At 58.1% G+C, this 22,478-nt stretch carries 22 protein-coding genes and 1 riboswitch; of the genes, 15 read left to right on the forward strand and 7 right to left on the reverse strand.

Annotated features, from left to right (window positions below; genetic code table 11):
* Positions 1-54: 54 nt before the first annotated feature.
* Genes ABFI50_RS05740 through ABFI50_RS05750 form a run of 3 tightly spaced genes read left to right on the forward strand, consistent with a single transcriptional unit; the run spans position 55 to position 4,306 of the window.
* Entirely contained in the window at positions 55-2,493 is a 2,439-nt protein-coding gene (locus ABFI50_RS05740) for a fimbria/pilus outer membrane usher protein (RefSeq protein WP_063434077.1), read from the forward strand.
* 6 nt (positions 2,494-2,499) lie between these two features.
* Positions 2,500-3,261: a molecular chaperone gene (locus ABFI50_RS05745; protein ID WP_347486086.1), complete on the forward strand. Its 762-nt coding sequence runs from the start codon at positions 2,500-2,502 to the stop codon at positions 3,259-3,261.
* On the forward strand, positions 3,245-4,306 hold the full coding sequence (locus ABFI50_RS05750; protein ID WP_014885266.1) for a type 1 fimbrial protein: 1,062 nt from the start codon (positions 3,245-3,247) through the stop codon (positions 4,304-4,306). The genes ABFI50_RS05745 and ABFI50_RS05750 overlap by 17 nt, the downstream gene beginning before the upstream one ends.
* 44 nt (positions 4,307-4,350) lie before the next feature.
* On the opposite strand, the gene ribB is transcribed toward ABFI50_RS05750, so the two are convergent.
* Positions 4,351-5,004, reverse strand: coding sequence for a 3,4-dihydroxy-2-butanone-4-phosphate synthase (gene ribB, locus ABFI50_RS05755; RefSeq protein WP_014885267.1), 654 nt, complete (start codon positions 5,002-5,004; stop codon positions 4,351-4,353).
* Between the two features lie 106 nt (positions 5,005-5,110).
* Positions 5,111-5,261: riboswitch (FMN riboswitch) on the reverse strand.
* Positions 5,262-5,380: 119 nt separating this feature from the next.
* On the opposite strand from ribB, the gene ubiK reads away from it, so the two are divergent.
* Positions 5,381-5,677 (forward strand): ubiquinone biosynthesis accessory factor UbiK, encoded by a 297-nt coding sequence (ubiK, locus tag ABFI50_RS05760; protein ID WP_014885268.1) that lies wholly within the window; start codon positions 5,381-5,383, stop codon positions 5,675-5,677.
* Positions 5,678-5,780: 103 nt separating this feature from the next.
* Here ubiK and hldE read toward each other — a convergent pair whose 3' ends face one another.
* Genes hldE through ABFI50_RS05775 form a run of 3 tightly spaced genes read right to left on the reverse strand, consistent with a single transcriptional unit; the run spans position 5,781 to position 11,430 of the window.
* Positions 5,781-7,211 (reverse strand): bifunctional D-glycero-beta-D-manno-heptose-7-phosphate kinase/D-glycero-beta-D-manno-heptose 1-phosphate adenylyltransferase HldE, encoded by a 1,431-nt coding sequence (gene hldE, locus ABFI50_RS05765; protein ID WP_045134838.1) that lies wholly within the window; start codon positions 7,209-7,211, stop codon positions 5,781-5,783.
* 40 nt (positions 7,212-7,251) lie between these two features.
* Positions 7,252-10,107, reverse strand: a complete 2,856-nt coding sequence (glnE, locus tag ABFI50_RS05770; protein WP_347485591.1) for a bifunctional [glutamate--ammonia ligase]-adenylyl-L-tyrosine phosphorylase/[glutamate--ammonia-ligase] adenylyltransferase — start codon at positions 10,105-10,107, stop codon at positions 7,252-7,254.
* A gap of 21 nt (positions 10,108-10,128) precedes the next feature.
* The gene (locus ABFI50_RS05775; protein WP_045268646.1) at positions 10,129-11,430 is read right to left on the reverse strand and encodes an inorganic triphosphatase; all 1,302 of its coding nucleotides are present in this window, start codon (positions 11,428-11,430) and stop codon (positions 10,129-10,131) included.
* A gap of 229 nt (positions 11,431-11,659) precedes the next feature.
* On the opposite strand from ABFI50_RS05775, the gene ABFI50_RS05780 reads away from it, so the two are divergent.
* Positions 11,660-12,280 (forward strand): TIGR04211 family SH3 domain-containing protein, encoded by a 621-nt coding sequence (locus tag ABFI50_RS05780; protein WP_014885272.1) that lies wholly within the window; start codon positions 11,660-11,662, stop codon positions 12,278-12,280.
* Positions 12,281-12,340: 60 nt separating this feature from the next.
* Positions 12,341-13,582 carry a multifunctional CCA addition/repair protein gene (locus ABFI50_RS05785; protein WP_058690400.1) on the forward strand — a complete coding sequence of 414 codons (1,242 nt, stop codon included), beginning with the start codon at positions 12,341-12,343 and terminating at the stop codon, positions 13,580-13,582.
* A gap of 13 nt (positions 13,583-13,595) precedes the next feature.
* Here the strand turns inward: ABFI50_RS05785 and bacA are convergent, their stop codons facing one another.
* Positions 13,596-14,417 (reverse strand): undecaprenyl-diphosphate phosphatase, encoded by an 822-nt coding sequence (gene bacA, locus ABFI50_RS05790; protein ID WP_014885274.1) that lies wholly within the window; start codon positions 14,415-14,417, stop codon positions 13,596-13,598.
* Positions 14,418-14,523: 106 nt separating this feature from the next.
* On the reverse strand, positions 14,524-14,892 hold the full coding sequence (gene folB, locus ABFI50_RS05795; RefSeq protein WP_014885275.1) for a bifunctional dihydroneopterin aldolase/7,8-dihydroneopterin epimerase: 369 nt from the start codon (positions 14,890-14,892) through the stop codon (positions 14,524-14,526).
* A gap of 107 nt (positions 14,893-14,999) precedes the next feature.
* Between folB and plsY the strand changes: the two genes are divergently transcribed.
* From plsY to ureG, 9 genes are all read left to right on the forward strand, one after another.
* A complete protein-coding gene (plsY, locus tag ABFI50_RS05800) occupies positions 15,000-15,614 on the forward strand; it encodes a glycerol-3-phosphate 1-O-acyltransferase PlsY (RefSeq protein WP_014833311.1) in 615 nt (204 codons plus the stop codon).
* A 111-nt stretch (positions 15,615-15,725) separates the two neighbouring features.
* Positions 15,726-16,553 (forward strand): urease accessory protein UreD, encoded by an 828-nt coding sequence (locus tag ABFI50_RS05805; RefSeq protein ID WP_045281431.1) that lies wholly within the window; start codon positions 15,726-15,728, stop codon positions 16,551-16,553.
* 10 nt (positions 16,554-16,563) lie between these two features.
* Complete coding sequence (locus tag ABFI50_RS05810) at positions 16,564-16,866, forward strand: urease subunit gamma (RefSeq protein WP_003862556.1); 303 nt, start codon at positions 16,564-16,566, stop codon at positions 16,864-16,866.
* Between the two features lie 10 nt (positions 16,867-16,876).
* Complete coding sequence (locus ABFI50_RS05815) at positions 16,877-17,191, forward strand: urease subunit beta (RefSeq protein ID WP_063614105.1); 315 nt, start codon at positions 16,877-16,879, stop codon at positions 17,189-17,191.
* The gene (gene ureC, locus ABFI50_RS05820) at positions 17,184-18,887 is read left to right on the forward strand and encodes an urease subunit alpha (protein ID WP_117582168.1); all 1,704 of its coding nucleotides are present in this window, start codon (positions 17,184-17,186) and stop codon (positions 18,885-18,887) included. Before ABFI50_RS05815 ends, ureC begins: the two co-directional genes overlap by 8 nt.
* Before the next feature lie 9 nt (positions 18,888-18,896).
* Positions 18,897-19,361 carry an urease accessory protein UreE gene (gene ureE, locus ABFI50_RS05825; protein ID WP_023337818.1) on the forward strand — a complete coding sequence of 155 codons (465 nt, stop codon included), beginning with the start codon at positions 18,897-18,899 and terminating at the stop codon, positions 19,359-19,361.
* 9 nt (positions 19,362-19,370) lie between these two features.
* Positions 19,371-19,910 (forward strand): HupE/UreJ family protein, encoded by a 540-nt coding sequence (locus tag ABFI50_RS05830; protein ID WP_014885280.1) that lies wholly within the window; start codon positions 19,371-19,373, stop codon positions 19,908-19,910.
* Entirely contained in the window at positions 19,910-20,584 is a 675-nt protein-coding gene (locus ABFI50_RS05835) for an urease accessory protein UreF (RefSeq protein ID WP_014885281.1), read from the forward strand. The genes ABFI50_RS05830 and ABFI50_RS05835 overlap by 1 nt, the downstream gene beginning before the upstream one ends.
* Positions 20,585-20,593: 9 nt before the next feature.
* Positions 20,594-21,211, forward strand: coding sequence for an urease accessory protein UreG (ureG, locus tag ABFI50_RS05840; protein ID WP_014885282.1), 618 nt, complete (start codon positions 20,594-20,596; stop codon positions 21,209-21,211).
* Positions 21,212-21,298: 87 nt separating this feature from the next.
* Here the strand turns inward: ureG and tsaD are convergent, their stop codons facing one another.
* A complete protein-coding gene (gene tsaD, locus ABFI50_RS05845; protein WP_014885283.1) occupies positions 21,299-22,312 on the reverse strand; it encodes a tRNA (adenosine(37)-N6)-threonylcarbamoyltransferase complex transferase subunit TsaD in 1,014 nt (337 codons plus the stop codon).
* Positions 22,313-22,478: the final 166 nt, after the last annotated feature.

Consider the following 22,478-nt stretch of genomic DNA (forward strand, 5'->3'; position numbering starts at 1 on the left):
ACCGACTGGTGATGTTTACCAGTCGGCTTTTTTATTTATTCGAGTAACAGAATGATGAAAAATAAATCACAATCGATAATCATCATTACTGCCATCTTGCTTGCGCACGCCGCCTCTGCCACTGAATTTAATATTAATGCTATCGATAAAGATTTACGGTCGGGCATTGATCTTTCTCGCTTTAAAGAAGAGACGTCCGTTACGCCAGGACGTTATTTTGTCACCGTCGCGATCAACGATATTCCACTGGCAAACGGCTGGGAACTGACCTGGAAAGAGGTTGATAACAAAGCCCAAGTCTGTATTCCCGCAGAACTGGCAGACACCTTTGGCCTTCAGGACACTGTTCGTAAGACCCTAACGCTTAAACAGGGCTGCGTGGATTTTACCCCGCAGGCGAATATTAAATTCCGCTTCGAGCAATCAACCCAAACGCTGCACGTCACCGTACCTCAGGCCATGATGCAATTTCGTCCGAACGACTGGATGCCCCCCTCCACCTGGGACAACGGCGTGGCCGGCGTGCTGCTGGACTACAACCTCTTTGCCAGCCATTATCAGCCGCAGGAAGGTAGCAGCACGGATAACGCGAACGCCTACGGTACCGCAGGTGCCAACCTGGGTGCATGGCGGCTACGTAGCGATTATCAGTACAATCAAACGCATGCCGAGGGAGGATCAACCCATAACGGCCGCTTCTCACGCGTCTATATGTTCCGTCCTCTGCCGACGCTTGGCGCGAAACTGACGCTGGGTGAGACAGACTTTCAGTCCGCTATCTTTGATGCCTTTACCTATACCGGGGCGTCGCTGATCAGCGATGAGCGCATGCTGCCCTGGTCTCTTCGCGGCTATGCACCGCAAATCGCCGGGATTGCGCAAACTAATGCCACCGTCACGGTGAGTCTCGCTGACCGCGTGATTTATCAAACTAAGGTGCCACCCGGCCCGTTTGTCATTCAGGATTTGAACCAATCCGTCCAGGGCACGCTGGACGTTAAAATTACCGAAGACGACGGCCGCGTGAGCACGTTTCAGGTGTCCGCCGCCTCCGTGCCCTTCCTGACGCGCAAGGGCCAGGTTCGCTACAAACTTGCCGTGGGCAAACCCCGCGAAGATGCATCGCATGCCCTTGAAGACAGTGCCTTTATGAGCGGCGAGTTCTCGTGGGGCCTGTTCTCCAACACCTCACTGTACGGCGGCACGCTCGCCGATGGCGATAACTATCGCTCCATCGCAGCGGGCATCGGGCAAAACCTCGCGCTGATCGGGGCCCTCTCCTTCGATGTGACCCAGGCGACCAGCCAGCTCCCGAACAAGCCCTCTCAGACGGGTTACAGCTATCGCTTCAACTACAGCAAACGCTTTGATACCACGGGAAGCCAGCTTACCCTGGCCAGCTACCGCTACTCCGACCCGCAGTTCCTCAGCTACGCACGCTTCCTGGACAGTGAAAATAATGACAGCCAGTCGGAAAAACAGACGTTTAGCATCACGGCCAGCCAGTACATTCCCGCGCTGTCACTCAATCTCTACCTTAGCCTGCTCCGACAGACCTGGTGGGACGAAGCGCCATCCAATACGGGCAGCCTGACCGCGGGGTATAACTTCGATCTGGGCCGCTGGAAAAACCTTGGCGTTTCGGCATCGTTCAGCAAAACCCACTATCAAGATCGCGAGGACGACAATCAGTTTTACCTGTCTCTCAGCGTGCCGCTGGATCCTGACCATCGCCTCAGCTATGACCTGCGCAACAGCGACAACCTGAGCCAGACCGTCTCGTGGTACGACACTTCTGATAAGAACAACACCTGGGGCGTTTCTGCCGGTACCGAAAGTCAGCAGACCGATGCAGGCGCGCAGTTCAGCGGAAACTACCAGCACTACTCCCCGCTCGGCGATCTCAACGTTTCCGGAAGTTATAAGGCGAATGACTACAGCTCCCTCAGCGCCAGCTGGAATGGGTCCTTCACCGGTACGGCAAAAGGCATGGCCCTGCACCGCCGCAGCTACGGCAACGAACCGCGTGTCATGGTGAGCACGGACGGCATCAGCAATATTCCGCTCAACATGTCGCGGGACCAGACCAACGCCTTCGGGATCGGGGTGCTTCCTTCGTTCTCCAGCTACTCACCGTCGAGCGTGCAGGTCAACCTGAACGATCTCCCCGAAGGCGTAGACGTGGATAACCGCGTCATGACTTCGACCTGGACAGAAGGGGCCATCGGCTACCGCCAGATCGCCACCCGGGCGGGAAATGATGTTCTGGGCATCCTGCGAACCGCGTCAGGCATGCCGCCGCTGGGTGCCCGCGTCCAGATGGCGGATAGCGGTAAAGACGTGGGTATCGTCGCCGACGAGGGCCATGTCTGGCTGGGTGCCGTACAGCCCGAGCAGCAATTCCTGGTAACCTGGGGCGACGCCAGCCAGTGTCGCTTCACGCTACCTTCACACCTCACTAACCTTTCGCAGCTTATGCTGCCGTGTCAGTAAATTATGATGAAACTCACTCCACTGAAAAGCCTGTGCCTGATGTTGATCGGTACAGCATTCGCCACCCAGGCGGCCATCAATCTGGATCGTACCCGCATCGTCTTTCCCGAAACCGACAAGGCCAGCAGCCTGAAGGTCGATAACCAGAGCAAAACGCTCCCCTATCTTGCGCTCTCCTGGATCGAAGACGAAAACGGTCGTAAGCAAGACAGCCACTTTATGGCGCTTCCTCCGATCCAGCGCATTGAGCCCGGATCGTCATCCCAGGTCAGGATCGTGAAGCAGGCGGCCACCAGCGCGCTGCCAAAAGATCGGGAATCGCTCTTCTACTTCAACCTGCGCGAAGTGCCACCAAAAAGCGCCAGCCTCGACGATGATCGCAGCGTCATGCAGGTCGCCATGCAGAGCCGTATCAAGCTGTTCTGGCGCCCGAAGGCTATCGTGAAAAAAGCAGGCGATCGTTCTGAAATGCGCATGGAGGTGACGGCAACGGCAAAAGGGCTGACAATTCATAACCCTACACCTTATTACCTCACCCTCGCCTGGCTAAGCAAAAATGGTAAAACCATGCTGCCCGGCTTTGACAGCCTGATGCTGGCACCTTTTGCCAGCGCCTCTGTCACCACCGGTGGCTATCACGGCAGCTATTACAGCATTGGTTATATCGACGATTACGGCGCACTGCGAAAGCTTGACGCAACCTGTCAGGGGACGTCGACCTGCCAACTTAAGGATGCGAAGGCCACAAGCGATGCGAAAGCTCACTAATGTTTTGATCGCGATGCTGCTGGCGCTGCTGCCCTTAAAAGCCGCGCTGGCGCTCGATTGCTATCTGGGCGCTCAGGGCGGCCCGGTGGAAGAGACAAAAACGATCAGTCCGTTTGCTATCCCCAGCAATGCACAGGTGGGGCAAAAGATCTGGGAATCTGACGACATTAAAATCCCGGTCACCTGTAACCACGATGTGGCCGGCAGCTTCGAAAAAGAGGACGTCTATGCCTGGGTCAACCCCTATCCAGCCGCTTCCGACCCTTACTACGAGCTGGGGGTCACCTATGAAGGCATGGATTATGACGCGACGGGGCAGCCAAACGGCGTAGATACCCGCCAGTGCCTTGATAATAACAACATCACCATGTACACCCCGGAACAAATTAAGCAAATGGGGTGGGAGAACCGGCTATGCTCAGGCAATGCCAATGATATTCACACCACGCGCACGTTCATTGCCCGACTGCGCCTTTACGTTCGTATAAAGGCCGTTCCGCCGCACGGCTACAAAAGTTCGCTGGGGGACTACGTCGTGGTGCAGTTTGACGGAAAAGGCGGGGTTAACCAGATGGCCGATGCAAAAAACCTCAAGTACCACATTAACGGGTTAGAAAACATTACCGTCCTCGACTGCGGCGCAACCTTCAGTATTTATCCTGAGAACCAGGAGATTGATTTCGGTACCTTCAGTGCCCGCGACATCGTGAATCAGCAAACGCGCAACCGCACCTTTACGGTTAAAACCACGAAAGTGCAGGACGCCCAGTGTTCAGATGGCTTTAAAATGGACTCATCGTTTTACACGACGGAGTCGCTCTCCGAAAACGACACTGCCCTGTTGATTGGAAATGGCTTAAAGCTACGTATCCTCAATGGAACCCAGCCTTATACCTTCAACCACTACGAAGAGTATGCGGATTTCACCGGGAGTACGTTGAACTATGAACAAACCTATACCGCGGAGCTCTCCCCAGACGCGGGAAAAGCCATTCAGTCAGGTCCGTTCGAAACGGTGGTGCTGTTTAAAATTAACTACCACTAGCCACAAAAAAGCCGGGTTTCCCCGGCTTTTTCACATCAGCGGTTTCAGCTGGCTTTGCGCTCGTGCGCCTGGCGGTACTCCACCAGATCTTCAATCGTGACTACCGGCATGTTGTGCAGACGCGCAAAGGTAATGCACTCCGGCGCGCGCGCCATGGTGCCATCATCGTTGGTCAATTCACACAGCACGCCAGCAGGTTTAAAGCCTGCCAGGGTCACCAGATCGATAGTCGCTTCGGTATGACCACCACGGGTCAGCACGCCTCCCGGCTGCGCACGCAGCGGGAAGACGTGGCCAGGACGGTGCAGATCGGAGGGTTTCGCCCCATCCGCAATGGCTGCACGCACGGTGGTCAAACGGTCAGCCGCCGACACACCAGTGGTTACGCCATGTGCAGCTTCAATGGTCACGGTAAAACCGGTCCCGAAGGCGCTGGTGTTGTTTTCAACCATCATTGGCAGATCAAGCTGCTGGCGGCGTTCTTCGTTGATACACAGGCATACGATGCCGCTACCGTGACGGATGGTCAGCGCCATCTGCTCAACGGTCATGTTTTCGGCAGCGAAAATCATGTCGCCTTCGTTTTCACGGTTTTCATCGTCAAGCACCATCACACCGCGGCCTTCGCGCAGTGCATCCAGTGCATGTTCAACACGTTGAATTGAAGTGCCAAAAGAGGAAAGTAGCGTCTGATTCATGGTAAAAAAACCTCATTAACATTATGGTTACCAGAATCAGGGCAGTCTTAGGAGCGCCGAACAAGCGGCAAAAAGATAACGTGAGCGGGCCCATGCCCGACTGGATCGTTACTCTCTCCCATCCGGACTCTAACCGTCGGCCCCGGAATTACACCGGATCTGCTGACCTTTGAGTAGTCACCCAAAGCGCTCGCGGGCTTTCAGCGTGAAGCTGATTTACCGCCGGTGGGGAATTTCGCCCCGCCCTGAGAATAAGCGAGATAACTATAACGCTATTGATTATGCTGGGCAATGCATAAGCATCAAACAATTTTGTTTACCCCGGGCATGACGCGCTACAATGGACACTGACACCTTTCCATCAAGGGAAACGACAATGATTGACCCAAAGAAAATTGAGCAAATTGCGCGTCAGGTTCATGAATCCATGCCAAAAGGCATTCGTGAATTTGGTGATGACGTTGAGAAGAAAATCCGCCAGACGCTGCAGGCGCAGTTGGTTCGCCTTGATTTAGTTAGCCGCGAAGAGTTCGACGTGCAGACGCAGGTTCTGCTGCGCACCCGCGAGAAGCTGGCGCTGCTGGAACAGCGTCTGAGCGAGCTGGAAAACCGTCATGCACCGGAAGAAGTGAAGCCGGCACCGGCGATTCCACCGGTGGATGATCAGGCATAAGTGCGGCCTGTTGTGCCCGGTGGCGCTTCGCTTACCGGGCCTACATGATCCCGGCGCAGCCGCCACGCGACATGAAAAAAACGGGCCAACTGGCCCGTTTTTTTTACTGACTGTCTTTCTGGATCTTCCTGATGATGTTGGTGGTTGAACATCCGTCCTCAAAGTTGAGCACCATCACTTCACCACCGTTGGCCCAGACCTCTTCGCTACCTGCGATTTGCTCCGGCTTGTAATCACCGCCTTTGACCAGCAGGTCCGGCAGAATGCCAGCAATCAGGCGCTGCGGGGTATCTTCTTCAAACGACACCACCCAGTCCACCGCTTCCAGCGCGCCGAGCACAATCATGCGCTGCTCCAGCGGGTTTACCGGACGTGTTTCGCCTTTCAGACGTTTAGTCGACGCATCGCTGTTGACCGCCACAATCAGACGATCGCCCAGCTTGCGCGCATTCGCCAGATAAGAGACGTGACCCGCATGAAGAATGTCGAACACGCCGTTGGTCATCACCACTTTCTCGCCGCGTTTACGCGCAGCGGCAACAGCCACTTTCAGCTCGTCTTCGGTCATGACGCCAAAACCGGTGTCGGCACGCCCGCGCACCGCGTTTTCCAGCTCGATAGGGGAAACGGTTGAGGTCCCGAGTTTGCCGACGACCACACCCGCCGCAGCGTTCGCGAAGTAGCAGGCCTCTTCCAGGGAGTTACCCGCTGCCAGCGTCGCCGCCAGCACGCCGATCACCGTATCACCGGCACCGGTCACGTCGTACACTTCCTGCGCCTGGGTTGGCATATGCAGCGGCGCTTTGCCCGGCTGCAGCAGCGTCATCCCCTGCTCGGAGCGGGTCACCAGCAGCGCAGACAGCTCGAAGTCAGCAATGATCTTCATGCCGCGTTCAACCAGTTCTTCCTCGGTTTTGCACTTGCCCGCCACCGCTTCGAACTCAGAGAGGTTTGGCGTCAGCAGCGTCGCGCCGCGATAGCGCTCAAAATCGGTGCCTTTCGGGTCAATCAGCACCGGCACGTTAGCATCACGCGCCAGCTGAATCATCGTCTGCACGCTCGCCAGCGCACCTTTAGCGTAGTCGGACAGCACCAGCGCACCGATATTACCCAGCGCCTGGTTAATGCGCTCGTGCAGCGGCTCCGGATCAACGCCTTCAAACCCTTCTTCAAAGTCGAGGCGGATCAGCTGCTGGTTGCGCGACAGCACGCGCAGCTTGGTAATCGTTGGGTGGGTCGGAACAGAAACGAAGTCGCACTTCACGTTCACGTCCGCCAGCGACTTGCTCAGCGCACGCGCCGCATCGTCGATGCCGGTCAGGCCAACCAGACGCGACTGCGCGCCCAGGGAGGCAATGTTCATCGCCACGTTTGCCGCGCCGCCGGGACGCTCTTCAATGGTGTCGACCTTAACCACCGGTACCGGCGCTTCCGGAGAGATACGGCTGGTTGGCCCATACCAGTAGCGATCCAGCATCACATCCCCGACAACCATTACTCCAGCACGTTCAAACTCTGGCAGTGTTACTTTCATTCCTGACTCCAGAAAGATTCACAATTTGCGCGCGATAATATCACACTTGATTTGTTACGCACGGCTCCACCAGCCATTTCTGCCAGCTTGCCGTCACCTGGGCGCGCTCTGCGGCAAAACAGTCCAGCGCGACATGTCCCGGCTGCTCCTGCAACGCCAGGTGATGAAGTTCATCGCGCAGCGTGGTGTAGGCGCGGGTTAAGGCCTGCGCCTCTTGCTCGTCCATAATATCGTTTTGCGCCAGCAGTTCCAGAATACGCACGTTATCCGACCAGCGCGTCAGCTTCGGCTTATCGTGTGCGTGCAGCAGCACCAGATACTGAGTGATAAATTCAATATCGGTAATACCACCCTCGTCGGCTTTAATATCAAAGCGATCGCGATGCTTATTGCCCAGATGCGCGCGCATTTTCTCGCGCATCTCGCGCACCTCAGTCTGCAACGTACTGCCCTCGCGCGGGGTGGTCATGACCGCCTTGCGAATCGCATCGAACTGCGCGTGCAGCTGCGGATCGCCATAGACCACGCGGGCACGCACCAGCGCCTGATGCTCCCACGTCCAGGCTTCGTTTTTCTGATAATCGGCGAAGGATTCCGTTGAGGTCACCAGCATGCCCGCCGCGCCGGACGGGCGCAGGCGCGCATCCACTTCATACAGAATGCCGGACGAAGTGCGGGTGCTGAACAGGTGCATAATGCGCTGGGCCAGGCGCAGATAGAACTGACGCCCGTCGATTTCGCGCTCGCCGTCGGTCATCACGTCCACCGGGCAATCATGCAGGAAGATCAAATCCAGATCGGAACTGTATCCCAGCTCCCAGCCGCCGAGCTTGCCGTAACCCACCACCGCGAAGCCGCGCCCTTCTCGATCGGCCAGATGTTTTGGCTGACCGTAGCGGGCTACCATCTGCCCCCACGCCTGATGGACAACCGCGTCAATAATCGCTTCCGCAAGCCAGGTTAAGTGATCGCTCACTTTCATCACCGGCAGCGTTCCGGCAATATCGGCCGCCGCCACGCGCAGCATCTGTGCCTGTTTAAACTGGCGCAGCGCCTCCAGCTGTTGCTCTTCGTCCTCTTCAGGCACGCGCAGCAAATACTGGCGCAGCTCGTCACGATACGCATCCGTCGCCGTCGGCTGATAGAGCGTGTTCGGGTCGAGCAGTTCGTCCAGCAGCAGCGGGTAACGCGCCAGCTTGTTCGCCACCATCGGCGACGCGGCGCAGAGCGTTATCAGGTGCTTCAGCGCGCCCGGAAACTCGCTCAATAGCTCAAGATAGGTGGTACGCGTGATAATCCCGCTCAGCAGCGGCATCATGCGCGACAGCGGCACCGGCGCGTCTTCTCGCGAGCAGACCTCGCTCAGCAGATGCGGCATCAGATGATCCAGCACCTGACGACCGCGCGGCCCGATGGCGCGTTTGTTCAGTTCGAGACGGAAATCGGCAATTAAGGCCACCACACGATGGCGGGCATCATCGCTTAAGTGCGTCAGCACCGGCGTGGTGTCATCTTCCTGGAGCGCATCCTGCCACAGCTCGCGCCAGTGCTCGGAGAGCGCATCATCCGGGGATTCACTTTCATCGTCGCCAATCAGATCGTTAAAGATGCGGCGCACGCCTGCCATGTGTGCGTCCAGCGTTTCGGTCAGTGCCGCCCAGTCGTCCACACCCATGCCCCAGGCCAGACGCGCCCGGTTCAGCTCATCGCCCGGCAATGTCTGCGTCTGCTCGTCATTGATGCTTTGCAGCAAATTTTCCAGACGGCGCAGGAAAAGATAGGCTTCGCGCAGGGTTTGCGCGTCGCCGTCCGGCAGCAGGTGCAGTTGCTCAATGGCGCTCAGCGTCGGCAGGAGCGAGCGCGACTGCAGCGACGGCTCTCGCCCGCCGCGAATGAGCTGGAAGACCTGAACGATAAATTCAATTTCACGAATGCCGCCCGCGCCGAGCTTAATATTGTCCTTCAGCCCACGGCGGCGGACCTCGCGGGCAATCATCCCTTTCATATTACGCAGGGACTGGATCACGCTGAAATCAATGTAGCGGCGGAAAACGAACGGGCGCAGCATGGCGCGAAGTTCGTTAGCATAAGCGTCGTCGCTGTCGCCCATGATCCGCGCTTTGACCATTGCGTAACGCTCCCAGTCGCGCCCCTGCTCCTGGTAATAATCCTCCAGCGCGGCAAAGCTCAGCACCAGTGGACCGCTGTCGCCAAACGGGCGCAGGCGCATGTCCACGCGGTAGACAAAGCCGTCCTGCGTCGGCTGGTCCAGTGCCTTGATCAGACGCTGGCCGAGGCGGGTAAAGAACTGGGCGTTGTCCAGCTCGCGGCGCCCGCCGCGCGTCGAGCCGTTTTCCGGCCAGGCAAAAATCAGGTCGATATCTGAGGAAAAGTTCAGCTCGCAACCGCCCAGCTTCCCCATCCCCAGAATCAACAGCGGCTGCGGAACCCCTTCTTCACTGCACGGCGTGCCCCACTCTTTACAGCAGGCGGCGTAGAGCCAGTCTCGCGCGGCGACGATCAGCGTTTGCGCCAGCTCGCTCAACTGCTGCAACGTACTCTCTTCGCTCACCAGCGCCAGCGACTGCGCCCAGGCAATGCGTACCATCACCCGGCGACGGAACTGACGCAGAACGCGCATCAGCGTCGCTTCATCAGCCACATCTGCCAGCGCGGCTTGCAGCCAGCTGGCATACTGCCGCCACTCGTTCGCCTGCGGCGGTGCGCTCTCCAGCTCTGCCAGCCAGTCCGGGTTGGCACTCACACTTTCCTGAACAAAATCACTGAACGTGAGCACGCTTTTGGCCTGCTCGCTTAACGATGACGCCGGTAAAGACTCGGGCAGACGTTCGCAAACGGTCTGCCAGTGCTGCTGTAACTGCGAAGAAAGCGGCATATCAGGGGTTCCTTGCCAGAATTAACGTTTTCCGCTGTGCAGCCAGTACGGATCCTGCGAAATGGCCTCGTTGCGGAAATGCTCGATCTCAATCTGCTGACGGGTTTCAATGGCATGCTTGAGCCCCTGCCAGTTTTCCAGCCAGGCCTGCGCCTTCACGCCCTCATACGCCCCCGACAGCAGCAACATGCTGTCGATATTACGCGCCAGACGGGGAAGCTGATCGCCGTACTGGTCACCCAGCGGATGTGCAAAGGTCGTTCTCAGCTCGGCAGCGTGACGGGATAGATGGATATCCGCGAAGCGTTTAAAATTATCCGCGATTTTGGTCTGCGCTTTTGCATCCAGGAAGCTGCGCCAGCCGCGCGTCACCAGAAACTCGGTCAGCGCCAGTTTTGCCGCGGCGTTTTGCGGGCTGTAGATCACCGTTTGCGCGGAGACATCGGAATGCATCAGTGTTTCAGTTTGGGTCAGCAGGTCACGTAAGTGAGCACTTGCTTTACGCGGTACGATACCGCCAAACAGTGCCAGGGCATGACGCACCAGCCCAATGGCGGCCAGCACCTGTTTGCTGGCATTTTTCACGTTACGCGCCCAGAGTTCCTCATGGTACTGCCATTGAGAGAGGGCCAGCTCCAGCGCCGCTTCCATGCCCTGTTCAATGCTGGCCTTCGGAACAACACGCAGAATCGGGGTCTCTTTCAGCAGGCGTGGCGCATTCCCGGCCGCCAAATGGTAACCGCGCGCCGCTTTACTCAGGCTGCCCTGACGTAAACCCGGCTGGCTCACCAGCTTGCGCGCCAGTTTCAGCACGTCGCTGGCATCCCCTTCCAGCAGTTCCAGCTCCAGCTCGCAAATAGGCTCCTGGCACTCACCCGCCTTCACTTCGCCTAAATCCAGCGCGATTTCAATGCGGCTCTTACCTTCCGTCACCAGCCATTTCTCACGGCAAAAATCGGTGCTGAACAGCGGCTGTACCTGCTCTGCCAGCGTGGCAGGCCGTTCACCTTCCGGCCAGACCTCCGCCGGGAAACGATCCAGCTCAAGTTCTGGCTTACTGATGTCGATATTGTATTCCGGGCGCTGGTGCAAACCGCCGACCACGCGGCCGGCGATTTTCATCGTCATCTCGTAGCGCCCGTTTGCGCCGCGGATGCGCAGCCCCATATCGTGGCTACGCAGCCAGTTATCCGGCGTTTCGTAGTAGATGTTGAGCAACTGTACGGGTTCATGGTGCTCGCCGGAGAGCGTATGCAGATGCTGGCGGAGCGCGTCAACGCTGTCTTTTTCGACGATAAATTTTAATTCGATTTCCTGAGCCATAGCCTTGTACTTTTGCGGGCGTCACAGACGCGTCAATGAGGGCGAACTTCCTCGCCATTTGTTTGTCAGTACATAGTATTTTGCGCCAAATTGCCATGCAATGAGCAATTTGACGGGCGTAAATGTGTAGAGTCGTGACACAGATGATTCTGATTGCTGACGAATGCTTTGCGTAGAGACACTGTTGCCACTACTATCGTTCCACTATTTATGAAAATAACGACTAATGATGCTTAAATTACGCCTGATTGGACTTACTTTACTCGCTTTTAGCGCCGCAACCGCAGTGCACGCTGAAGAGAAGCGTTACGTTTCTGACGAACTGAACACCTGGGTACGCAGTGGCCCCGGAGATAATTATCGCCTCGTGGGCACGGTGAATGCCGGCGAGGAAGTCACCCTGTTACAGACCAACGCGGACACCAACTATGGTCAGGTTCGCGACAGTACCGGTCGTACTTCCTGGATCCCGCTGAAAGAGCTGAGCACCGTACCAAGCCTGCGCACGCGCGTTCCGGATCTGGAAAACCAGGTGAAGACCCTGACCGACAAGCTGAACAACATCGACGGTACCTGGAACCAGCGCACCGCAGAGATGCAGCAGAAAGTGGCACAGAGCGACAGCGTGATTAACGGTCTGAAAGAAGAGAATCAAAAACTCAAAAATGAGCTGATCGTCGCGCAAAAAAAGGTAAACGCCGCGAATCTGCAGCTTGATGACAAGCAGCGCACCATCATCATGCAGTGGTTTATGTATGGCGGCGGCGTGCTGGGCGTGGGTCTGGTGCTGGGTCTGGTCCTGCCGCATCTTATCCCAAGTCGCAAGCGTAAAGACCGCTGGATGAACTAATTCGTCTTCTCTGCCAGACTTACGTATCATTCTGGAAAAGAGAAAACGGGAGAGTTGGGCGTGAAGAGTTATCTGGTCGGTGGTGCGGTACGTGATGCGTTGTTAGGTCTGCCGGTCAAAGATAAAGACTGGGTTGTCGTTGGCGCCACCCCGGAAGAGATGCTCGACGCGGGCTACCAGCAGGTAGGCCGCGATTTTCCCGTGTTTCTTCATCCGAAAAGCCGCGAAGAGTACGCTCTGGCGCGTACCGAACGGAAATCCGGCTCCGGCTATACGGGTTTCACCTGCTACGCCGCGCCGGACGTGACGCTGGAGCAGGATTTGCTGCGCCGCGATCTCACCATTAACGCCCTGGCACAGGACGAAAACGGCCAAATCATCGATGCCTACGGCGGGCGGGATGACCTGCGCAACCGTCTTTTACGTCACGTCTCCCCGGCATTTTCTGAAGATCCGCTCCGCGTTCTGCGCGTGGCGCGCTTTGCCGCGCGTTACGCCCATCTGAGCTTCCGCATTGCGGATGAGACGATGGCGCTGATGACGGCCATGACCGAGGCGGGCGAATTAGAACACCTGACGCCGGAGCGCGTCTGGAAAGAGACGGAAAATGCCCTGACCACCCGCAACCCACAGGTCTTTTTCCAGGTCCTGCGTGACTGCGGCGCACTAAAGGTGCTGTTCCCTGAAATCGACGCGCTGTTTGGCGTACCCGCGCCGGCAAAATGGCATCCGGAAATTGATACCGGTGTGCACACGCTGATGACGCTGAGCATGGCGGCCATGCTCAGTCCTGAAGTAGACGTGCGTTTTTCCACCCTCTGCCACGATCTCGGCAAAGGCTTAACGCCGAAAGAATTCTGGCCACGGCATCATGGTCACGGCCCGGCAGGCGTAAAGCTGGTAGAAGGGCTTTGTCAGCGCCTGCGCGTGCCGAATGAGATCCGTGACCTGGCAAAACTGGTCGCTGAATTCCACGACCTGATCCACACCTTCCCGATCCTGAAACCCGCCACTATCGTGAAGCTGTTCGATAATATCGACGCCTGGCGCAAGCCGCAGCGCGTGGAGCAGATCGCACTCACCAGCGAAGCCGACGTTCGCGGCCGCACCGGGTTTGAAGCATCCGATTACCCTCAGGGGCGACTGCTGCGCGAAGCGTGGATTGTGGCAAAAGCGGTGCCGACGAAAGACGTTGTCGAGGCAGGATTTAAAGGCCCGGAAATTCGTGAAGAGCTGACGAAACGGCGAATTGAGGCCGTAACGGCGTGGAAGGAAAAACGTTGCCCTCAGCCGAAAGACTGAGGGCAGTGGGTCATCAGAAGAAGACCACGTAAACGGCAGCCGCGACAATAAAGCGGTAGATCGCGAACGGAATGAACGAGATACGCTTAATCAGCTGCAGGAAGGTTTTGATGGCAATCAGCGCCACGATAAAGGCGGTGACAAAGCCCACGGCAAACATCGGAATGTCACCCGTGGTCAGGAAGCCAATGCTTTTGTAGAGATCCAGCGCGGTGGCGCCCATCATCATTGGCACCGCCAGCAGGAACGAGAACTCCGACGCCGCGTAACGGCTCACGCCCATCAACATCCCGCCGGAAATCGTTGCCCCAGAACGGGAGAAGCCCGGCCACAGCGCCAGACACTGGAAGCAGCCAATGATAAATGCCTGACGATACGTCATATCGTCCAGCCCTTCCGCACGCGGGGTTTTAGGCTTCAGCACTTCGGCAGCAATCAGCAGGAAGCCACCGACCACCAGCGCGTACATCACGTTAATAGGGTTAAACAGCGATTTGATGGCATCGTGGAAAACCAGGCCCAGCACCACTGCGGGGATCATCCCGAGCAGAATATGAATGAGCGTCAGGCGCCCCGAGCCTTCGCCTTCACGCTGCGGCAGACGGCCAAAGTGGATGCCGATCAGGCCAAACAGGCGACGCCAGAACATCACGACCACCGCCAGAATAGAACCGAGCTGAATGACGACTTCAAACGTCTTTGCGGTATCGCCTTCAAAGCCCAGCAGATGGCCAACGATAATCATATGGCCCGTACTGGAAACTGGCAAAAACTCCGTCAATCCTTCGACCACACCCAGTATTGCCGCCACCAGCAGCGAGTGCATATCGCTCATCTATAAACCCCTAAAAAGATATAAAAAAAACGGTCGCCCCAACGGCTCCCGTGAAAGATACAGCTATAAGACCGATATAACCTAAAATGGTTTAGCAATTATGACGTTAAATCTTGCCTTTCAGATTTGTGCCACGCTCGATAATCACGCCCACATTGGCCGCACGCGCTACCGCTCCCGGCTTGCTCAGCTTGATGCGCACCCACGGTGAGTTGAATTTGGTCAGCAGCAGTTCCGCCACCTCTTCCGCCACACGTTCCACCAGCGCAAAACGCTGTCCTTCCACATGGCCGATGACCGTTTCACTGATGTCGGCGTAGCTCAGACAGTCATTCACATCATCGCTTTTTGCTGACTTGCGGTTATCCCAGCCCATTTCGATATCGAACACTAACTTCTGCTCGATGGTCTGTTCCCAGTCGTAAACACCAATTGTGGTGATTACCGAAAGTTGCTCTATAAATACAATATCCATCACGACCTGCCTGCTTTTTGGCTAAACCGGATACCACTTCCGGCGAATTATGCGTATTATCCACAGATGCTGAGAATACAGATACATTTTCAAAACGGAACAGCGTTATGAGTGCAATCGCGCCTGGAATGATCCTCCTCGCCTATCTTTGCGGCTCAATCTCCAGCGCCATTCTGGTCTGCCGCATTGCCGGGTTACCTGACCCGCGTGAAAGTGGTTCCGGGAATCCGGGAGCGACCAACGTACTTAGAATTGGCGGCAAGGGAGCAGCCGTAGCGGTTTTGATTTTTGATGTTCTGAAAGGGATGCTACCCGTCTGGGGCGCTTATGCGCTGGGCGTCACGCCGTTCTGGCTGGGGCTCATTGCGATTGCGGCCTGCGTCGGCCACATCTGGCCCGTTTTCTTCGGTTTTAAAGGTGGTAAAGGCGTTGCAACCGCCTTTGGCGCTATCGCCCCTATCGGCTGGGATCTTACCGGCGTAATGGCGGGCACCTGGCTGCTCACCATCTTGCTGAGCGGTTATTCCTCGCTCGGCGCCATCGTCAGCGCGCTCATTGCCCCGTTTTACGTCTGGTGGTTCAAACCCCAGTTCACCTTCCCGGTGTCAATGCTCTCCTGCCTGATCCTGCTGCGTCATCACGATAATATTCAGCGTCTGTGGCGTCGTCAGGAGACCAAAATCTGGACGAAGCTCAAGCGAAAGAAAAAAGATCCGGAGTAAAACGCGCAACGCCGGCAGCAGAAAACGTATCCATAAGCGACTCATATGACAGCCTTCATTTCCGCCAGGGCATACTGAAACGTATCCCGATGGTGTGGAAATGGATGCAGCATGTTAGCAGCTCAGGTCACTGATAATACGTATAAAGGCTGGCAGGCATCGCTTGCCCTGCTGTTTTGTCACACCCCTGAGAAAACCCTCCTGCACGCCGCCCACCACGTCGGGCCGCTCACCGTTCAACGCCCGTTTTATCCCGAAGGGGAAACCTGTCACCTCTATTTACTGCATCCGCCCGGCGGCATTGTGGGCGGCGATACGCTGGACATTTCCGTTCGGCTGGACGCCAAAAGCCACGCGCTTATCACCATGCCCGGCGCCAGTAAGTTCTATCGCAGCAGCGGCCCGCAGGCCTGTCTGAATCAACACTTTTATCTCGATGATGGATCCACGCTGGAGTGGCTGCCGCAGGATACCATCCTCTTTCCCGGTGCCAATGCCGCACTGCGCTCCGTCTTCCACCTGAAGGGCTCCAGCACGCTGCTGGCGTGGGAGTTGTATTGCCTGGGTCGCCCGGTAATCGGTGAAACCTTCAGCCACGGCACGCTGGAGAGCCGCCTTGAGGTCTGGGTGGACGATGAACCGCGCCTGATTGAGCGCCAGCACCTGAGCGACGGCGATCTTGCGCCCGTTGCCGGACATCCGTGGCTCGGCACGCTGCTGTTCTATCCGGCCGGGGAAACGCATCTTGATACGGTCCGCGAGCGCCTCGCACCGCTGGGAAATTATGCAGGTGCAACGCTTACCGACGATCTGCTGTCGGTGCGTTTCCTCTCCCACGATAACCTGATATGCCAGCGGGTGATGCGCGACATCTGGCAGTCGCTTCGCCCGCTTCTCACCCCTAAAAATGCCTGTTCGCCGCGTATCTGGCAGACATAAGAGAAACGTTATGGAACTGACCCCCAGAGAAAAAGACAAGCTGTTGCTGTTCACCGCCGCGCTGGTTGCCGAACGCCGCCTTGCGCGCGGGGTTAAGCTCAATTATCCGGAATCGGTCGCGCTGATCAGCGCCTTTATTATGGAAGGCGCGCGCGATGGCGAAACCGTCGCCTCGCTGATGGAAGCGGGTCGTCACGTACTGACGCGCGACCAGGTAATGGAGGGCGTACCGGAGATGATCCCGGATATTCAGGTGGAGGCCACCTTCCCGGACGGCTCCAAGCTCGTCACCGTCCACAATCCGATCGTCTAAGGAGCACGTCATGATCCCAGGCGAATACCAGATCCAGCCCGGCACGGTTACCCTCAACGTCGGGCGTGAAACCCAACAAGTGATTGTTGAAAACCACGGCGACAGGCCGATACAGGTCGGATCGCACTATCACTTTTACGAGGTCAACCCGGCGCTGAAGTTCGACCGGGAAGCCACCAGAGGCTACCGGCTGAATATTCCGGCAGGCACCGCCGTGCGTTTCGAGCCCGGCCAGAAGCGGGAAGTCACGCTGGTACAGGTGACGGGCGCGCAGCGTATTTTCGGGTTTCGCGGCGAGGTGATGGGGGAGGTGAAAAATGGCTGACATTTCACGCCGGGCGTATGCCGATATGTTCGGCCCCACCACCGGCGATAAAGTGCGGCTGGCCGACAGCGAGCTATGGATCGAAGTGGAAGACGATCTCACGGTCTACGGTGAAGAGGTCAAATTCGGCGGCGGAAAGGTGATCCGCGACGGTATGGGCCAGGGGCAGATGACCGCCGACGACTGCGTGGATCTGGTGCTCACCAACGCGTTGATCATCGATCACTGGGGGATCGTGAAAGCCGATATCGGCGTCAAAAACGGGCGGATCTTTGCCGTCGGTAAAGCCGGTAACCCGGATATTCAGCCCGGCGTGACGATCCCAATCGGCGCCGCAACGGAAGTGATTGCCGCCGAAGGGAAGATCGTGACCGCGGGCGGGATCGACACCCATATTCACTGGATCTGCCCGCAGCAGGCGGAGGAGGCGCTGGTTTCCGGCGTGACCACCATGATCGGCGGCGGCACCGGCCCTGCGGCGGGCACCAACGCCACCACCTGCACGCCAGGGCCGTGGTACATAGCGCGTATGCTGCAGGCAGCCGATACGCTACCAGTGAATATCGGCCTCCTCGGCAAAGGTAATGGCTCTAACCCGGACGCCCTGCGCGAGCAGGTCGCGGCTGGCGCCATTGGGCTGAAGATCCACGAAGACTGGGGCGCAACGCCCGCGGCGATCAACTGCTCGCTGGAGGTTGCCGAAGAGATGGATATTCAGGTGGCGCTGCACAGCGACACGCTGAACGAGTCCGGGTTTGTCGAGGACACGCTGGCCGCGATTAGTGGGCGCACCATCCACACCTTCCATACCGAAGGCGCGGGTGGCGGCCATGCGCCGGATATTATCACCGCCTGCGCGCATCCAAATATTCTGCCCTCCTCCACCAACCCGACGCTGCCCTACACGGTGAACACCATCGACGAGCATCTCGACATGCTGATGGTCTGCCACCACCTCGACCCGGATATTGCCGAGGACGTGGCGTTTGCCGAGTCGCGCATTCGCCGGGAGACCATCGCCGCTGAAGACGTGCTGCACGATATCGGCGCGTTCTCGCTCACTTCGTCAGATTCACAGGCCATGGGTCGCGTGGGAGAAGTGATTATCCGTACCTGGCAGGTTGCGCACCGCATGAAGGTCCAGCGCGGCGCCCTGCCGGAAGAGACCGGCGATAACGACAACTTCCGCGTGAAGCGCTATGTCGCTAAGTACACCATCAACCCGGCGCTGACCCACGGCATCGCCCATGAGGTCGGTTCCATTGAGGCGGGCAAGCTGGCGGATCTGGTGGTCTGGTCACCGGCGTTTTTTGGCGTCAAACCTGCCACCATCGTCAAAGGCGGAATGATCGCCTGCGCGCCGATGGGCGATATTAACGCCTCGATCCCCACGCCGCAGCCGGTGCATTACCGCCCGATGTTTGGCGCACTGGGTGCCGCGCGCCACGCCACCCGGCTGACGTTTATCTCCCAGGCCGCCAGCGCGAACGGCGTCCCGCAGCAGCTCAATCTGCAAAGCGCCACGGCGGTGGTGAAAGGCTGCCGGACGGTGAAGAAGACCGACATGATCCACAACGGTTTACTGCCCAATATTACCGTCGATTCGCAAACCTACGAGGTGCGCGTCGACGGTGAACTGATAACCAGCGAACCGGCCGACGTTCTGCCGATGGCGCAACGCTATTTCCTGTTCTGAGGAGTGATGATGATCTATTTAACCCAACGCCTGGACCACGCGCACCCGATTACCGCCAGCGTGACGCTGCCGATTGACGTGCGGGTGAAAAGCCGCGCCCGTGTGGCGCTGAACGACGGCCGCGACGCCGGGCTGATGTTGCCGCGCGGCCTGCTGCTGCGCGGGGGCGACCTGCTGACGACAGACGACGGTAGTGAGGTCATCGAAGTGATCGCAGCGGCAGAGTCGGTCTCCGTGGTGCGCTGCGCCGACCCGTTCCTGCTCGCCCGCGCCTGCTACCACCTGGGCAACCGCCACGTGCCGCTGCAGATCATGCCCGGCGAACTGCGCTATCACCACGATCACGTTCTCGACGACATGCTGCGCCCGTTCGGGCTGGAGGTGACCTTCGACTCCCTGCCGTTTGAACCGGAAGCGGGCGCCTATGCCAGCGATGCCCACAGCCATAGCCACTCTCACGCTCATTCACATTAAGGATTAATTATGCGCAAGCTCCTCCCCCTGTTACTGCTGGCCTTTTCCGTTCCGGCGCTCGCCCATCCAGGCCACGGTGCCGACAGCTTCCAGGCCGGTTTTTTCCATCCCCTGACCGGGCTCGATCACCTGCTGATGCTTACCGGCGCGGGCGTGCTCTCGGCGCTGAGTGGCCGCAAACTCCTGCTGCCGTTTGCCACTCTCGGGATGATGCTCGTTGGCGCTGTTGCAGGCAGTCTGCTCGGCGGATTTAGCGGCATGGAGATGCTGATTATCGCCTCGCTGGCGGTCTGCGGCGTGATGATGTTTAAAACTGAAAACCGTCTGCTGCTGGCGGTACCTGCTCTGGCGATGTTCCACGGCTGGGCACACGGTGTGGAGATGTCCGGCCACAGCTTCTGGCTCTTCACCAGCGGGTTTATGTTCGCCAGCGCCACGGTGCTGTGCGCCAGCTTCGCGGCAGGTTTACTGCTGCGCCGTCATGACGGCCTGCGTAAAACGTTCGGCGGTGGGTTGATTGTCTCTGCCCTGCTGGCGTTGATGAGCTGATGGAGCACGCCCGCCAGTGGCTGCGCCTGATGCAGCTCTCCAGCAGTAGCCTGCCGGTTGGGTCGTTTACCTGGTCGCAGGGGCTGGAGTGGGCGGTAGAGGCAGGCTGGGTCACGAATGCCGACGCCTTTAAACGCTGGCAAATCCAGCAGATGGAGCAGAGCTTTTACTGCGTCGATCTGCCGCTCTTTACTCGCCTGTATCTCGCCTGCGAACAACAGGATTGGGTGGCGGCAAAACGCTGGACGGCATACCTGCTCGCCTGCCGGGAAACGCGCGAGCTGCGCGATGAGGAGCGCAACCGTGGCGCGGCCTTTACGCGCCTGATTAAAAGCTGGGAGCCAGACTGCCCGACTGAATGGCTGACACTGTGTATGCAGAGCCAGCTCTGCGGCATGGCGTGGCTCGGCGTGCGCTGGGGCATTGGCGCGCGCGAACTGGCGCTCAGTCTCGGCTACAGCTGGATTGAGAGCGCGGTGATGGCGGGCGTTAAGCTGGTGCCGTTTGGGCAGCAGGCGGCGCAGCAGTTGATTATCGACCTGAGCGACCACTTCGCCGCCGGGTTCGAAGAGGCATTTTTACGTGACGACGACGCACTGGGCGCAGCCACGCCGCTGTCTGCCATCGCCTCCGCGCGGCACGAAACACAATATTCACGACTATTCCGTTCCTGAGGAGTCAACATGGCTGATTACAAACATCCCCTGCGCGTCGGCGTCGGCGGCCCGGTAGGGTCGGGTAAAACCGCCCTGCTGGAAGCGCTCTGCAAGGCAATGCGCGATACATATCATCTTGCGGTAGTCACTAACGATATCTACACCAAAGAGGATCAGCGCATCCTGACCGAGGCGGGCGCACTGGAGCCAGAGCGCATTGTTGGCGTGGAGACCGGCGGCTGCCCGCATACCGCCATCCGCGAAGATGCCTCGATGAACCTGGCGGCGGTGGAAGCGTTAAGCGAGAAATTCGGCAATCTGGACCTGATCTTCGTCGAAAGCGGCGGGGATAACCTGAGCGCGACGTTCAGCCCGGAACTGGCGGATCTCACTATCTACGTGATAGACGTGGCCGAAGGGGAAAAAATCCCGCGTAAGGGCGGGCCGGGGATCACCAAATCTGACTTTCTGGTGATCAACAAAACCGATCTCGCGCCCTACGTGGGTGCGTCGCTCGACGTGATGGCGCGCGATACCAACCGCATGCGTGGCGAACGTCCGTGGACGTTTACCAATCTGAAAGCGGGTGACGGTCTGGCGACGATTATTGCGTTTCTGGAAGAAAAAGGGATGTTGCGGGTGTAATGCGGTTTATCGCCGGGTGGCGGCTTCGCCTGACCCGGCCTACGGTTTTTGTAGGCCCAGTAAGCGCAGCGCCACCGGGCAAAAAACTCACGCCTCAGGCAGTTCCGCCAGCGGCCAGCGCGGACGCACGGACACGCTCAGGTCAGACGTTGCCCCCGCGTTAAGACGCACCATCCCGGCGTAAGCGATCATCGCGCCGTTATCGGTACAGAACTCTGGACGGGCATAAAACACTTCCCCGCGACGCTTTTGCATCATCTCAGCCAGCTTCGCGCGCAGCGTGCGGTTGGCGCTGACGCCGCCCGCCATCACCAGACGCTTAAAGCCGGTCTGATCCAGCGCGCGCTTGCACTTGATCATCAGCGTATCGACCACCGCATCTTCGAACGCGCGGGCGATATCGGCACGGGTCTGTTCGCTGTCGTCGTTATTACGAATCGTATTCGCCGCGAAGGTTTTCAGCCCGGAGAAGCTGAAGTCCAGCCCTGGACGGTCGGTCATCGGACGCGGGAAGACAAAGCGCCCTTCCGTTCCCTGCGACGCCATTTTCGAGAGCATCGGGCCGCCAGGATAATCCAGCCCCAGCAGCTTGGCGGTTTTGTCGAACGCTTCACCGGCGGCGTCGTCGATCGACTCGCCCAACAGCGCGTATTTGCCAATGCCCGTTACGCTAATCAGCTGCGTATGACCGCCGGAAACCAGCAGCGCAACAAAGGGGAACTCAGGCGGATTCTCTTCCAGCATCGGCGCCAGAAGGTGACCTTCCATATGGTGAACCGGAATGGCCGGCACGTCCCACGCGAACGCCAGCGAACGGCCTACCGTCGCGCCAACCAGCAGCGCGCCCACCAGACCCGGACCCGCGGTATAGGCCACGGCATCAATATCAGTTGAACGTAACCCGGCCTCTTTCAGCGCCGCCTGAATCAGGGGAACCGTTTTACGCACGTGGTCACGAGAGGCCAGTTCCGGCACGACGCCGCCGTAGTCAGCGTGCAATTTCACCTGACTATACAGTTGGTTGGCCAGAAGGCCTTTTTCGTCGTCGTAAATGGCGATGCCGGTTTCATCGCAGGATGTTTCAATACCCAGTACACGCATGACTTGTTTTACCTCGTTTCACTACCGCGCAGTGTAGAGCCTGGGCGGGGTGATGTAAAACTTTGTTCGCCCCAGGAAGAAGGCTCGTGTATACTCCTCACCCTTATTAAAGTCCCTTTCAAAATCGCATCGGTGCTTTACAAAGCAGCAGCATTTGCAGTAAAAT

The organism is Enterobacter sp. HNDS-6 (assembly GCF_039850505.1).
Classification (GTDB): domain Bacteria; phylum Pseudomonadota; class Gammaproteobacteria; order Enterobacterales; family Enterobacteriaceae; genus Enterobacter; species Enterobacter kobei.

Excerpts from the sequence above, each read along its gene's own strand:
- ureE (WP_023337818.1), top strand. The coding sequence starts at position 18,897 with ATGATCTATTTAACCCAACGCCTGGACCACGCGCACCCGATTACCGCC.
- ureC (WP_117582168.1), top strand. The coding sequence starts at position 17,184 with ATGGCTGACATTTCACGCCGGGCGTATGCCGATATGTTCGGCCCCACC.
- ABFI50_RS05805 (WP_045281431.1), top strand. The coding sequence starts at position 15,726 with ATGTTAGCAGCTCAGGTCACTGATAATACGTATAAAGGCTGGCAGGCA.
- ABFI50_RS05745 (WP_347486086.1), top strand. The coding sequence starts at position 2,500 with ATGAAACTCACTCCACTGAAAAGCCTGTGCCTGATGTTGATCGGTACA.
- ribB (WP_014885267.1), bottom strand. The coding sequence starts at position 5,004 with ATGAATCAGACGCTACTTTCCTCTTTTGGCACTTCAATTCAACGTGTT.
- ABFI50_RS05780 (WP_014885272.1), top strand. The coding sequence starts at position 11,660 with ATGCTTAAATTACGCCTGATTGGACTTACTTTACTCGCTTTTAGCGCC.
- ABFI50_RS05810 (WP_003862556.1), top strand. The coding sequence starts at position 16,564 with ATGGAACTGACCCCCAGAGAAAAAGACAAGCTGTTGCTGTTCACCGCC.
- tsaD (WP_014885283.1), bottom strand. The coding sequence starts at position 22,312 with ATGCGTGTACTGGGTATTGAAACATCCTGCGATGAAACCGGCATCGCC.
- ubiK (WP_014885268.1), top strand. The coding sequence starts at position 5,381 with ATGATTGACCCAAAGAAAATTGAGCAAATTGCGCGTCAGGTTCATGAA.
- plsY (WP_014833311.1), top strand. The coding sequence starts at position 15,000 with ATGAGTGCAATCGCGCCTGGAATGATCCTCCTCGCCTATCTTTGCGGC.
- glnE (WP_347485591.1), bottom strand. The coding sequence starts at position 10,107 with ATGCCGCTTTCTTCGCAGTTACAGCAGCACTGGCAGACCGTTTGCGAA.
- ABFI50_RS05830 (WP_014885280.1), top strand. The coding sequence starts at position 19,371 with ATGCGCAAGCTCCTCCCCCTGTTACTGCTGGCCTTTTCCGTTCCGGCG.
- ABFI50_RS05815 (WP_063614105.1), top strand. The coding sequence starts at position 16,877 with ATGATCCCAGGCGAATACCAGATCCAGCCCGGCACGGTTACCCTCAAC.
- ABFI50_RS05740 (WP_063434077.1), top strand. The coding sequence starts at position 55 with ATGAAAAATAAATCACAATCGATAATCATCATTACTGCCATCTTGCTT.
- ABFI50_RS05835 (WP_014885281.1), top strand. The coding sequence starts at position 19,910 with ATGGAGCACGCCCGCCAGTGGCTGCGCCTGATGCAGCTCTCCAGCAGT.
- hldE (WP_045134838.1), bottom strand. The coding sequence starts at position 7,211 with ATGAAAGTAACACTGCCAGAGTTTGAACGTGCTGGAGTAATGGTTGTC.
- ureG (WP_014885282.1), top strand. The coding sequence starts at position 20,594 with ATGGCTGATTACAAACATCCCCTGCGCGTCGGCGTCGGCGGCCCGGTA.
- bacA (WP_014885274.1), bottom strand. The coding sequence starts at position 14,417 with ATGAGCGATATGCACTCGCTGCTGGTGGCGGCAATACTGGGTGTGGTC.
- ABFI50_RS05750 (WP_014885266.1), top strand. The coding sequence starts at position 3,245 with ATGCGAAAGCTCACTAATGTTTTGATCGCGATGCTGCTGGCGCTGCTG.
- ABFI50_RS05775 (WP_045268646.1), bottom strand. The coding sequence starts at position 11,430 with ATGGCTCAGGAAATCGAATTAAAATTTATCGTCGAAAAAGACAGCGTT.
- folB (WP_014885275.1), bottom strand. The coding sequence starts at position 14,892 with ATGGATATTGTATTTATAGAGCAACTTTCGGTAATCACCACAATTGGT.